This window comes from Mycetocola sp. BIGb0189 (assembly GCF_024810155.1).
Classification (GTDB): Bacteria; Actinomycetota; Actinomycetes; order Actinomycetales; family Microbacteriaceae; genus Mycetocola; species Mycetocola lacteus.
In genome coordinates this window covers 137,248-149,672 of sequence record NZ_JANUED010000006.1, presented here as the reverse complement: position 1 = coordinate 149,672, position 12,425 = coordinate 137,248, and the positions used below count along the sequence as shown (strand labels likewise).

The window sequence follows — 12,425 nt, the reverse complement described above, 5'->3', positions numbered from 1 at the left end:
GCGGTCGTACGGAATCAGCTTATCGCTTCCGGAGCCCTTTCGGGACCAGGCGACGCGCTTCACATACGAATCGGTCCCGGCATTTCTGCCGGGACCGAAAATTCGTGGGTGAACTAGCTGCCGACGTGCTGGCGGAAGCGCACGATACCGGCAAACTCGTCCACGTCGAGGCTGGCGCCACCAACCAGGGCACCATCCACGTTGGGCTCACGCATGAACCCGGCGATGTTTGCGGCCTTGACCGAACCACCGTAGAGGATCCGGGTGCGGTCGGCGATCGCGTCACCCAGGCGAGCGCGCAGGCTCTCGCGCAGCGCGGCACAGACCTGCTCGGCCTGCTCCGGGGTCGCGGCCTTGCCCGAGCCGATGGCCCAGACGGGCTCATAGGCCACCACGATGTCCGAGTCGGCCGAGACGGAGGCCAGGGCCTCCTCCAGCTGAGCAACCGGAACGGCGCTCGGGCCGTGCTTTTCGAGGTCCTCGGCGGTCTCACCGACGCAGATCACGGGAACCAGGTTGTGTTTGAGGGCGGCGGCGGTCTTGGCCGCCACCACGTCGTCACCCTCGTTGTGCAGGGTACGACGCTCGGAGTGACCGATGATCACGTACTGTGCGTCGAGCTTGGCCAGGAAGGCGGCCGAGATCTCGCCGGTGTACGCTCCGGACTCCTGGGTCGATACGTCCTGCGCACCGAAGTTGATCTTCAGCTTGTCGGCGGCGATCAGGGTCTGGACACTACGCAGGTCGGTGAAGGGCGGGAATACCGCAACCTCGGCGTCGGCCCCGTTGTGCTTGGCGTCATCCAGGGCCCAGGCGAGCTTCTGAACAAACGCGATGGCCTGGAGGTGATCCAGGTTCATCTTCCAGTTACCCGCAATGAGCGGGGTACGGGTGGCTACCATCCGAGGACCTCCAGTCCAGGCAGGCGCTTTCCCTCGAGGAATTCGAGGCTCGCGCCACCGCCGGTTGAAATGTGGCCAAACTGATCGTCAGCAAAGCCGAGTGCGCGTACGGCGGCGGCGGAGTCGCCACCACCCACCACGCTGAGGCCGTCCACCTGGGTGAGGGCCTCGGCGACCGCACGGGTTCCCCCGGCGAACGCATCAAATTCAAAGACGCCCATCGGGCCGTTCCAGAACACGGTCTTGGAACCGGCGATTGCCTGGGCGAATGCGGCGGCGGTGTCCGGACCGATGTCCAGTCCGATGCCGGCGGCACCAAAGGCGGTGTCCTCGATGGACTCGACCGGGCGAACCTCATGTGCGGCGTCGGCGGCGAACTTCTCGGCGACGATCACATCGGTGGGCAGCACAATCTCCACGCCGAGCTTCTCGGCCTCGGCCAGGTAGCCCAGCACGGTGTCGATCTGGTCGGCCTCAAGCAGGCTCGAACCGACCTTGTAGCCGCGAGCGGCCAGGAAGGTGAAGAGCATGCCGCCACCGATCAGCAGACGGTTGACCCGCGGAAGCAGGTGGCCGATCACGCCGAGCTTGTCGGAGACCTTCGAACCACCCAGCACCACCGCGTAGGGGCGCTCGGGGGTTTCGGTGAGGCGATCCAGCACATCCAGCTCGGCGGCAATCAGTAGGCCGGCCGCGCTGGGCAGCAGACCGGCGAGCTCATACACGCTCGCCTGCTTACGGTGCACAACACCGAAGCCATCGGAGACAAAGGCGTCTCCGAGCTGCGCCAGCGAGGCCGCGAAGGCGGCGCGCTCGGCGTCGTCCTTCGCGGTCTCACCGGCGTTGAAGCGCAGGTTTTCCAGCAGCGCAACGGATCCGTTCTCGAGGCCCGCGACGGCCTCTGCGGCGGAAGCACCGATGGTGTCCGACGCGAAGGCCACCTCACGGCCCAGCAGCTCACTCAAACGAGCGGCCACCGGCGCGAGGCTAAAGCGGTCCTCCGGCTCGCCCTTGGGGCGGCCGAGGTGGGAAACAATCACAACCCGCGCACCACGCTCGATGAGCGTGTTGAGCGTGGGCAGGGACGCACGGATGCGGCCGTCATCGGTGATCTTGCCCTCCGACAGGGGGACGTTCAGATCACAGCGGACGATCACGCGCTTACCGGCGAGATCTCCCAGGGATTCCAGAGTACGAAGCGTCATGCTCGCGGGGTTCCTTTGCTGCTAGGTGGTGGTTAGAGCTTATCCGCGACGAAGACCGTGAGGTCTACCAGACGGTTGGAGTAGCCCCACTCGTTGTCGTACCAGGACGACAGCTTGACCTGCTTGCCCTGGACGCGCAGCAGACCGGCGTCGAAGATCGAGGAGTGCGGGTCGGTCACGATGTCGCTGGACACGATCTCGTCCTCGGTGTACTTCAGGATGCCCTTGAGCGGACCCGACTCGGCAGCAGCCTTGTAGGCGGCCTTGATCTCGTCGATGGTGAGCTCACGCGAGGTGGTCACGGTCAGGTCGGTGATCGAACCGGTGGGTACCGGAACGCGCAGAGCGAAGCCATCCAGCTTGCCCTTGAGCTCGGGCAGAACCAGGCCGATAGCCTTGGCGGCACCGGTCGAGGTCGGCACGATGTTGACGGCTGCGGCGCGGGCGCGACGCAGGTCGCCGTGCGGGCCGTCCTGGAGGTTCTGGTCGGCGGTGTACGCGTGCACGGTGGTCATCAGACCGGTCTCGATGCCGAAGTTGTCGTTGAAGACCTTCGCCAGCGGAGCCAGGCAGTTGGTGGTGCAGGACGCGTTGGAGATGATGTGGTCGGTCTCCGGGTTGTACTCGTGCTCGTTGACACCCATCACGAAGGTCGCGGCGTCGCCCGAGGCGGGAGCCGAGATCAGAACCTTCTTGGCACCGGCGTCGATGTGCTTCTGAGCCAGCTCAGCCTTGGTGAAGAAGCCGGTGGACTCGATCACGATGTCCACGCCCAGCTCGCCCCAGGGCAGGTTGGCGGGGTCGCGCTCGGCGAAGGACTTGATGGCCTTGCCGTTGACAACGATTTCGTTCTCGTTGTAGGTGACCTCGGCGTCGAGGCGACCGGTGATGGAGTCGTACTTCAGGAGGTGCGCGAGGGTCTTGTTGTCGGTCAGGTCGTTCACGGCGACGATCTCGATGTTGCTGCCCTTTGCGAGGGCGGCGCGGAAGTAGTTACGGCCAATACGGCCAAAGCCGTTGATACCGATCTTGACGGTCAAAGGATTTCTCCTGTCGCTGGAGCGCCGAAGCGCTGCTATTTTTCTGTGGTGAACAGTGCGCAAACGAAAAAGCCCCGGACAGCGAGTGCTATCCGGGACTTCTCTGTCCCTTAAGACAGTACCAGGAGTCCGTTTGCGTTCGAGCGTGCGTTTTCGAAGCGCAGCTGCACGTTTTCCCAGTCCACGATGGTCCAGAACGCCTTCACGTAGTCGGCGCGGACGTTGCGGTAGTCCAGGTAGTAAGCGTGCTCCCAGACGTCGAGCATCAGGATCGGAATGATCCCGGCCGGGAAGTTAGCCTGCTGGTCGAAGAACTGCTGAACGATCAGCTGCTGACCCACTGCATCCCAGGCCAGAACGGCCCAGCCGGAGCCCTGGACACCCAGTGCGGCGGCGGTGAAGTGAGCCTGGAACTTGTCAAACGATCCGAAGAAGTCGTTGATTGCACTCTCCAGCTCGCCGACGGGCTTGTCGCCACCATCCTTGGACAGGTTGGTCCAGAAGATCGAGTGGTTGATGTGTCCGCCGAGGTTGAACGCGAGGTCCTTCTGCAGCTTGTTGACGTTCGCGAGGTTGCCGGAGTCACGCGCTTCGGCGAGCTGCTCCAGGGCGGTGTTGGCGCCGGTTACATACGCCTGGTGGTGCTTCGAGTGGTGGAGCTCCATGATGGCACCGCTGATGGCGGGCTCCAGAGCGCCGTAGTCGTAGCCCAGGTCGGGAAGGGTGTAAATAGCCATAAACCTATCTCCTCTTGTGTGGGGTTCGTGCTCAGTGTGACGAACCACTGAGTCACATAACTCAGCCTATCGGGGGCAACCGCCGGTTGCCCCCGAATATTTCTCGATATCGAGAAAAAAGCCGAAACTACGCGTCGATGTCGACCGGAAGGTTGGCCTCGGTACCGGGGATGCCCTTGTCCGAGGCACGCTTGTCGGCCATGGCCAGCAGGCGTCGAATACGTCCGGCAATCGCGTCCTTGGTCATCGGCGGCTCGGCGTGCTGACCCAGCTCGTCGAGGCTGGCCTCGCGGTGGCTCAGACGCAGCTGGCCGGCGTACTTGAGGTGATCGGGGATCTCGTCCCCGAGGATCTCGATTGCGCGCTCCACGCGGGCACAGGCGGCCACGGCGGCCTGGGCCGAACGGCGCAGGTTAGCGTCATCGAAGTTCACCAGGCGGTTGGCGGTGGCACGCACCTCGCGGCGCTGACGCAGAGCCTCCCACTCGGCCACGGTTCCCGCGGCACCCATCGCGATCAGCATGGCGCCGATGGCCTCGCCGTCGCGGATGACCACGCGGTTAATGCCGCGCACCTCGCGGGCCTTGGCGGGAATGCCGAGGCGACCCGCGGCACCCACCAGGGCCATCGCGGACTCGCCGGTCGGGCAGGTGATCTCCAGGGCCGCGCTGCGACCCGGGTCGGTGAGGGTTCCTCGGGCGAGGAAGGCACCGCGCCAGATGGCGGCGAGCTCCTCGCGGCCACCGGTGGTCAGCCGGTTGGGCAGTCCGCGTACGGGACGGCGACGCTGGTCCATGAGTCCGGTCTGACGGGCGAGGGTCTCGCCGTCCAGCACGCGGATGAGGAAGAACTCATTCCGGCGCGATCCCGAGGGGGCCATCCGGCCGGCCTCGCTGCGGATGCCGAAGAGCTCGGCCAGGTCCTTACGAACCCGGCGTACGAGCTCGGGGGTGTCAACCTCGGCCTCAATGGCCAGTCGCTGGTTAATCAGGTGAAGTCCGCCACTAAAGCGCAGGATGCTGGTGAGCTCCGCAGCGCGCACGGTTGTCTTGGGTGAGACAACCGAGGTGAGTTCTTTCTTGACCTCGTCGGTCAATGCCACGCGTGTTCCAATCGTTGAATCTCTGAAAGGGTAAGTTCTGCCCGGTACTACTCGCGCCCCAGGTCGCGGTGAGACAGGCTCACTGCGACGCCCGGAGACGCGGCCAGGGCAGCGGCAATCTTGGTCGCGATGGCGACGGAACGGTGTTTACCACCCGTACAGCCGATCGCGAGCATGGCGTGCCGCTTGTTTTCACGCTGGTAGCCGGCAAGTACCGGCTCCAGCACGTTCAGGTAGCCGGAGACGAATTCCTCGACTCCAGGCTGGGAGAGCACGTATTCGCTGACCGCAGCATCCTGCCCGGTAAGGGGGCGTAGCTCCGGCACCCAGAAGGGGTTCGGAATAAAACGTGCATCTGCAACCATATCGGCGTCCGGCGGTAATCCATATTTGAAACCAAAACTCATTACCGTGAGCGTGACGCCGGGGGTGCCTTCGGCCGCGAAATAGTCGCGAACCTTACCGCCCAATTGGTGGACATTCAGCTCCGAGGTATCGATCACCAGGTCACTGGATTCACGAATTGTGGCCAAACGTGCACGTTCGGATGCAATTCCGTCCAACGTGGTGCCGCCACCCTGCAGCGGATGCGGCCGGCGGACCGCTTCGAAGCGACGAACCAGCACCGCATCCGACGCGTCGAGGAACAAAACACGCAACAGCGTGCCCTCGCGCAGGCTCTGGATCATCGACTGGAGGTCGCCAAAGAAGTCTCGGCCACGTACGTCGACGATCACGGCGATCTTGGGGATCGCCCCCTCGGCCCGTTCGGCGAGGTCGATCAGGGGTCGCAGCATCTGCGGCGGAAGATTGTCCACCACGTACCAGGAGAGGTCTTCGAGGGCATTGGCCACGGTCGATCGCCCCGCACCGGACATGCCGGTAACGATGAGCACCTCTTGCTGGGGTGTTCCTTCGGCTTGGACGTTCATGACCTGCCCTTTCTGCCCCGTCTTGGTTCGTGGGCATCGTCTAGCATATCCGGCGCGGCGCACTTCCGTGGGATCCCACGTGCCCCGTTCGAGGGGCAGGACGCGCCCGAGCATGGCTACGGCGTGTCGCCCCGGATTTCCGGGGAAGTGTGCGTCGGGCGTGGCGTCGAGCTTATCCCGGACCACCCGGGAAGGGAAGGCCCGGTCGCCCACGCGGCACGCATCCGGAAAAACCCCAGGATATCTGATGCAATGTATCATCCCTGACCATCGGTTAGGGCCCACCAGATGCGGCCGCGGGACGCCAACGACACACGCGACGAGGGCCCGCATCGGATCGATACGGGCCCTCAAAAGTGGAAAAACCGTGGGGAAACTCCCAGGGATTTGCCTCCAAAATTTATGTTTCGCGCGGCGCCGCCAGCGTGGAAACGATGGTTTCGGCCAGCGTCTCCCCCACACCGGGCACCTCGGAAATGGCCACGGCATCGGCCTCCCGCAGCCGCGTCACCGATCCGAAATGCTTCAGCAGCGCCGAAATTCGGGCGGGTCCCAGCCCGGGAATCTCACCCAGAATGGTGGTGATATCGCGTTTGCGCCGGGAGCGTTGATGGGTAATCGCGAAGCGGTGAGCCTCGTCACGCAGACGCTGAATCAGGAACAGTGCCTCGCTGTTGCGGGGCAGAATCACCGGGTAATCGCTATCGGGCAGCCACAGCTCCTCGAGGCGCTTAGCAATCCCGGCGAGCTGGATTCCGGTCTGTCCCGAGTCCTCCAGCGCCCGCTTGGCGGCGGCCACCTGGGGCTGTCCGCCGTCCACGATCAACAGCTGCGGCGGATAGGCAAACTTCTTGGGCTTGGCCACGATCTCCGAGGCCAGCGCCAGCGCCTCGGCGTCGGTACCCGCGCCGGTGGACTCGTCCAACCCTGCGGCCAGGGCCGCCTCCAACACCGGCTCCTCGGGCTCGTTCAGGTATGCCAGGCGACGCGAGAGCACCTGATAGAGCGAGTCGGTGTCATCGGTGGATTCGGCGACGTTAAAGCGACGGTACTGGTCCTTGCGCGGCAGACCATCCTCGAACACCACCATCGACGCCACGATGTTGGTGCCCTGTAGGTGCGAGGCGTCATAACACTCGATGCGCAGCGGGGCCTGGTCCATTCCGATGGCCTCCTGGATATCGGCCAGGGCCTGCGAGCGGGCGGCAAAGTCGGCCGTCCGTCGGGTCTTATAGAGCTTGAGTGTGCCGGCCGCGTTGATCTGCGCGGTCTGCATCAGCGCGGCCTTCTCCCCGCGCTGCGGGGTCTTGATTCGCACCTTGGCACCGCGCCGCTCGGCCAGCACGGACTCCATCTCGCTGACATCCTCGGGCAGCTCGGGCACGATGATCTCGCGCGGGATATCCACCCGATCGGCGCTCGCGTAGACACGCTGCAACAACCCGTCCACCAGCTCCCCGGTCGAGAGCTCCAGCTCCTTGTCCACGGTCCAGCTCATCACACCGCGAATACGCCCGCCGCGCACCATGAACTGGTGCACCGCGGCCGAGAGCTCATCGTGGACCACACCGAATACGTCGGCGTCCAGGGAGTCCCGCAGCACCATCGCGCTCTTTTCCAGCACGGCCTCCAGGGAGAGCAGGGTATCGCGGTAGCGCGCGGCATTTTCGAAGTCGAGCTCGGCCGAGGCCTGCTTCATCTTGGCGGTGAACTCGGTCACAAACCGGCGGTCTCCCCCGGCCAGGAACGAGACAAAGTCGTTCACCCGTTCACGATGCTCGGCGATGGTCACCCGGCCCGAACACGGCCCACCACACTTGCCGATCTGCCCGGCAAAACAGGGCTTCCCGGTCTGCATGGCGCGCTTATAGTTTGTGTCGTTGCACGTGCGGATCGGGAAGGCCTTGACCATCAGATCCATCGTCTCGTGCACGGCCCAGATCTTCGGATACGGACCGAAATAACGGGCCCCACGAATCTTATGGTTGCGGGTCACCATGACCCGGGGCGACTCCTCCCCCAGGGTCACGCACAGGTACGGGTATGTCTTGTCATCGCGGAATTTGACGTTGAAGGGCGGATCAAACTCCTTGATCCACGTGTACTCCAGCTGCAGCGCCTCGATGTCGCTGCCCACCACGGTCCAGTCCACCTTGGCGGCGCTGGTGACCATCCGCCGGGTGCGCTCATGCAGGCTGCGCAGCGGCGCAAAATAGTTGCTCAGGCGCTGGCGCAGGTTTTTGGCCTTGCCCACATAGAGAACCCGCCCCGACGCGTCGGAGAACCGATACACGCCGGGGCTGGTGGGAATCTCCCCCGCCTTTGGTCGATAGCTGAGGACGTCGCTCATTTAGTTATCGGAACCCGTCTTCCGGGTCTTGGTGGGGGCGACCCGCGTGGTCACAACCTTGGAGGAGCGCGACCGCTTGGGCTTGACCGGGGCGGCAGCATCGGCCGAGGCCGCCGCTGCCTTCTTGGCGGCCGCGGTCTTGGCCGCCGGCTTCCCGGTGGCCTTCTTGGTGGCACCCTTGGCCGGGGCCACCACGATCGGGGTGGGCAGCACCCGCTCATAGCGCTCGGGGTTCAGCTCAAAGATCTCCTTGAGGAACATTCCGGTAAAGCTCTCGGGGTTCTCGGCCACCCGCTCGGGGGTTCCGGTGGCGATGATGGTTCCACCGCCGGCACCACCCTCGGGTCCCATGTCGATGATCCAGTCGGCGGACTTGATCACGTCGAGGTTGTGCTCGATCGTAATCACCGTGTTGCCCTTGTCTACCAGGCCGTCCAGCACCAGCAGGAGCTTGCGCACGTCCTCGAAGTGCAGACCCGTGGTCGGCTCATCCAGTACGTAGACCGAACGTCCGTTGGTGCGCTTCTGCAGCTCGGTCGCGAGCTTCACACGCTGTGCCTCACCACCGGAAAGTGTGGTGGCGCTCTGTCCCAGTCGGACGTAGCCCAGCCCCACCTCCACGAGGGTCTTCAGGTAGCGGTGGATGGCCGAGATGGGCTCGAAGAAGTCGGCGGCCTCGGCGATGGGCATGTCCAGCACCTCGGAGATGTTCTTGCCCTTGTAGTGCACCGCCAGGGTGTCGCGGTTGTAGCGTGCACCCTGACACACCTCACAGGCCACGTAGACGTCGGGCAGGAAGTTCATCTCGATCTTGATCGTTCCATCACCGGCACACGCCTCGCAGCGCCCACCCTTGACGTTGAACGAGAAGCGTCCGGCCAGGTAGCCACGAACCTTGGCCTCCTGCGTTTCGGCGAAGAGGTTGCGGATCTTGTCAAACACACCGGTGTAGGTGGCCGGGTTCGAGCGCGGGGTGCGGCCGATCGGCGCCTGGTCGACGTGGATGACCTTGTCCAGGTGCTCCAGGCCGGTGATTCGGGTGTGCTTACCGGCGACCCGACGGGCGCCGTTGAGCTTATTGGCCAGCACCCGGTACAGGATGTCGTTGACCAGGGTGGACTTGCCCGAGCCGGACACACCGGTCACCGCAACAAAGGCACCCAGCGGGAAGTCCGCGCTGACGTTCTTCAGGTTGTTCTCGGTGGCACCCACCACGTGCAGCATCCGCTGCTTGTCGATCGGGCGGCGCACACTCGGCGGTGCGATGGCGCGGCGTCCGGAGAGGTAGTCTCCGGTCACCGACTCGGTGTTTGCCAGCAGCTCCTTGTAGCCACCGGAGTGGACCACACGGCCGCCGTTAACGCCGGCACCGGGTCCGATATCAACGATCCAGTCGGCGGTGCGGATGGTGTCCTCATCGTGCTCCACCACGATCAGGGTGTTGCCGAGGTCGCGCAGGGCCACCAGGGTTTCGATCAGGCGGCGATTGTCGCGCTGGTGCAGGCCGATGCTCGGCTCATCCAGCACGTACAGCACGCCGGTCAGGCCCGACCCGATCTGGGTAGCCAGGCGGATACGCTGCGCCTCACCACCGGAGAGCGAACCGGCCGAGCGGGCCAGGTTGAGGTAGTTCAGACCCACCTGGATCAGGAAGTCAAGACGCACCTTGATCTCGCGCAGCACCTGCGCACCAATCTTCGCCTCACGCTCGGTGAGGGTCAGGGTCTCCATGAAGGCACGGGCATCGCTCAGGCTGAGCTCGGCCACATCGGAGATGTTCTCGCCGTTGATCAGCACCGCGAGCACCTCGGGCTTGAGCCGCTTACCCGCACATACCGGGCAGGGCACCTCACGCAGGTACTCGGTCCAGCGCTGACGCTGGGTATCAGTCTCGGCCTGCAGGTACTGACGCTCGATATACGGCATCACACCCTCGAAGCCCGAGGAGTAGGTCATCTCGCGCCCGAAGCGGTTCTTATAGCGCACCTTAACCGAGAAGTTGTTGCCGCGGAGGACGGCCTCCTGGATCTTCTTGGGCAGCTGATTCCACGGGGTATTGAGCGAGAAGTCTAGGTCGTCGGCGAGGCCCACCAGCAGCTTTTCGTAGTACTGGTAGAGGCCCTTGCCCTGGGTGGACCAGGGGACGATCGCACCCTCGTTGATGCTCGCCTCCGGGTCTCCCACCAGGAGTTCCTCGTCCACACTCATCCGGGTGCCCAGGCCCGAGCACTCGGGGCAGGCACCAAACGGGGCGTTGAAGGAGAAGGTGCGCGGCTCGATCTCGGTGAGCGAGATCGGGTGGTTGTTCGGGCAGGACAGCTTCTCGCTGTAGCTGCGGAGGGCGTCATCCCCCTCGCGATCCACGAAGCTCACCTGGACGATTCCGTCGGTGAGGCGCAGCGCGGTCTCCAGCGAGTCGGTCAGGCGGCCCAGCAGTTCGGGGCCGGCGACCAGGCGGTCCACCACCACCGAGATGTCGTGCTTATAGCTCTTCTTCAGGGTGGGCGGGCTGCTCAGCTGGATCTGCTCGCCGTCCACCAGCGCGCGGGAGAATCCGGCGGCGACCAGCTCGGCAAACAGGTCAACAAACTCACCCTTTTTCTGCACCACCACCGGGCTCATGATCAGGTAGCGGGTACCCGTCTCAAGCTCCATCAGCTGATCGGCGATCTGCTGCACGGTCTGCTTCTGGATGGGCTCATGACACTCGGGGCAGTGCGCGATACCGATACGCGCCCACAGCAGACGCATGTAGTCCCACACCTCGGTGATGGTACCCACGGTCGAGCGGGGGTTGCGGTTAGTCGACTTCTGATCGATCGACACCGCGGGGCTCAGGCCCTCGATGAAATCGACGTCGGGGCGATCCACCTGGCCCAGGAACTGGCGCGCATAGGCCGAGAGCGACTCGACATAGCGACGCTGCCCCTCGGCGAAGATGGTATCGAACGCGAGCGAGGATTTTCCCGACCCCGAAAGGCCGGTAAACACCACGAGCGAGTTACGAGGAATTTCCAGGTTGACGTCGCGCAGGTTGTGCACACGGGCACCACGGACACTCAGCGAATTCAGGGAATCAGGCAGTTGGATCGACACCCGATTAGTCTACGCGCGACCACCGACATTGCATTCCGCCAGCGGCGCAATGCGTTATGGGCGTGCCGTCGCGGTGGCCGCGGGCGTGCCCTTGGCGCTGGTCCACGCCTTGTCCCCCAGCTTGGTAAACCCGGCAATCATCGCGTTGGCGACGGCCACATGGCCCGCATCATTGGGATGCTCCCCGTCTTCATAGAGCAGGTCCGGCGCAGAGACCAACGGCTGTCCGATATCGAGGTAGTGTCCACCGATGGTCTGCACGTCGTGCTGCACCCGTTCACGCATTGCGACCATAGAGTCGGGCTCATCGGTGTTCTGCCAGATCGGGCTGGTGGCCACGATATCGGCGGTGGGGTGCGCCGCACGAAGCATCGCAAAGAACGTATCAATATGCGAGTCCGAATCGGTCTCATCCACATTGACCTCATTCTTGCCGCCGTTGACCAGGATGCGCTGAGCCGAAGCGGGAATTGAGGCGATCTGCTCCAGATACGAGGCGCAGCGGTCTTGGCCGCACTCGCTCTGACTGCTGTCTCCCTCAATCGAGGTTCCATACCCCACGCCCCCCTCGGAGAGGTTGTCTACCGTCCACCCATAGTGGGCGGCAAGCAGGTGCATGTTGTCATGCTGAGGATCACTGGCCCCGCTGCTGCGCGAATAGGAGTCTCCGAGAACATAGACCTTTGGGTTGGTTGACGCCGAGGCTGCGGATTTCGCCTCGAACGCACCGGCAACCGAGAGCTCGAGGTTGTGAGCATCGGTCCCCACAAACCCGAGTACCCCGTCATCTCCGGGAATCGCGAGCAGGGCGATCAGCGCCACCGGAATCATCCCCGCCAGGAGTGCGAAGATCGCACGGTTGCGACGCACGGCCCGACTCGGCTTTGACCGGCGTCGTCCGGGGTGTGCGTCGAGGCTCACGATCAGACCGGGATCACCGTCCCGATCGGCGGGGTGTGAATCTGCGGATGCGCGCCGCGAGGGTTTTGCGGCATCGAAGTCGGACAACATGGGGCCATACTACGCCCACCCCGACCGACACCCGAACGGGTGACACGCAA

Annotated in this window: 9 protein-coding genes; all 9 read right to left on the bottom strand. The window is 64.2% G+C overall.

Translation table 11 applies throughout. The annotated features are described in order from the left end of the window. Nucleotides 1–113: 113 nt before the first annotated feature. The 9 genes from tpiA to M2390_RS10875 all read right to left on the bottom strand — a co-directional run bounded on the left by tpiA (nt 114) and on the right by M2390_RS10875 (nt 12,375). Nucleotides 114–902: a triose-phosphate isomerase gene (gene tpiA / locus M2390_RS10915; protein WP_259178662.1), complete on the bottom strand. Its 789-nt coding sequence runs from the start codon at nt 900–902 to the stop codon at nt 114–116. Continuing rightward, the gene (locus M2390_RS10910) at nt 896–2,107 is read right to left on the bottom strand and encodes a phosphoglycerate kinase (RefSeq protein ID WP_259178660.1); all 1,212 of its coding nucleotides are present in this window, start codon (nt 2,105–2,107) and stop codon (nt 896–898) included. Before M2390_RS10910 ends, tpiA begins: the two co-directional genes overlap by 7 nt. 32 nt (nt 2,108–2,139) lie before the next feature. Further along, the gene (gene gap, locus M2390_RS10905) at nt 2,140–3,147 is read right to left on the bottom strand and encodes a type I glyceraldehyde-3-phosphate dehydrogenase (protein ID WP_121687940.1); all 1,008 of its coding nucleotides are present in this window, start codon (nt 3,145–3,147) and stop codon (nt 2,140–2,142) included. Nucleotides 3,148–3,257: 110 nt separating this feature from the next. After that, a complete protein-coding gene (locus M2390_RS10900; RefSeq protein ID WP_030143371.1) occupies nt 3,258–3,884 on the bottom strand; it encodes a superoxide dismutase in 627 nt (208 codons plus the stop codon). Nucleotides 3,885–4,011: 127 nt separating this feature from the next. Further along, nucleotides 4,012–4,986 (bottom strand): DNA-binding protein WhiA, encoded by a 975-nt coding sequence (gene whiA / locus M2390_RS10895; RefSeq protein WP_030143370.1) that lies wholly within the window; start codon nt 4,984–4,986, stop codon nt 4,012–4,014. Between the two features lie 47 nt (nt 4,987–5,033). Continuing rightward, the gene (rapZ, locus tag M2390_RS10890; protein ID WP_121687941.1) at nt 5,034–5,918 is read right to left on the bottom strand and encodes an RNase adapter RapZ; all 885 of its coding nucleotides are present in this window, start codon (nt 5,916–5,918) and stop codon (nt 5,034–5,036) included. Between the two features lie 400 nt (nt 5,919–6,318). After that, nucleotides 6,319–8,268: an excinuclease ABC subunit UvrC gene (gene uvrC, locus M2390_RS10885; RefSeq protein ID WP_259178658.1), complete on the bottom strand. Its 1,950-nt coding sequence runs from the start codon at nt 8,266–8,268 to the stop codon at nt 6,319–6,321. Then, entirely contained in the window at nt 8,269–11,364 is a 3,096-nt protein-coding gene (gene uvrA / locus M2390_RS10880) for an excinuclease ABC subunit UvrA (RefSeq protein WP_259178656.1), read from the bottom strand. A gap of 54 nt (nt 11,365–11,418) precedes the next feature. Then, complete coding sequence (locus M2390_RS10875) at nt 11,419–12,375, bottom strand: SGNH/GDSL hydrolase family protein (RefSeq protein ID WP_259178655.1); 957 nt, start codon at nt 12,373–12,375, stop codon at nt 11,419–11,421. Between the last annotated feature and the right edge of the window lie 50 nt (nt 12,376–12,425).